At 40.3% G+C, this 694-nt stretch carries 1 protein-coding gene; it reads left to right on the forward strand.

The features are described from left to right. On the forward strand, positions 1-694 hold a 694-nt coding region (locus AB4496_RS19705; protein ID WP_372131690.1), incomplete at both ends, for a glycosyltransferase family 2 protein.

Below are 694 nucleotides of genomic sequence, written 5' to 3' on the forward strand. Positions count from 1 at the left end.
AAGAAACAGAGATGTTCGTGTCATTCCTAAGTGGCAAAGAGGAGGTCGCGTATCAACGTTAAATGCTGGTTTAGATAACGCTACCGGCGATTTTGTTATTAATGTTGATGGTGATACTTCTTTTGATAACGACATGGCGTTACAAATGATGAAGCAATTTACTGATAAGAATGTGATTGCTTCTGGAGGTGCTTTACGCGTTAGAAACTGGCAAGAAAATTTGCTTACGCGAATGCAGTCTCTTGAATATATGTTATCAATGCAAGCTGGTAAGACGGGGCTATCCAACTGGGGTGTTCTCAATAATATATCAGGAGCATTTGGTGCCTTTCGAAAGAACACTCTGAAGCAAGTTGGAGGGTGGGATACCCATACTGCTGAAGATCTCGACTTAACGATGAGGCTCAAACAGTACAAGAAAAGACATCCAAACAATAAACTCGCTTTTACACCCAAAGCTGTGGGCCATACTGATGTACCCAATACACTGAAAGGGTTGGTACAACAAAGGCTAAGATGGGATGGAGACTTATTATTTCTGTTTTTAAGGAAACACAATGAAGGTCTAACCCCTAGATTACTCGGTTGGGGAAACTTTATATTTACTTTAGTTTATGGCGTTCTACAAAACGTATTGCTGCCCATTCTAGTTTCGCTATTCATGTTTTACATATTTTGGGCTTACCCCTTCGAT

The sequence above is a fragment of the Vibrio sp. 10N.222.46.A1 genome (assembly GCF_041473595.1).
Lineage (GTDB): Bacteria > Pseudomonadota > Gammaproteobacteria > Enterobacterales > Vibrionaceae > Vibrio > Vibrio tasmaniensis_A.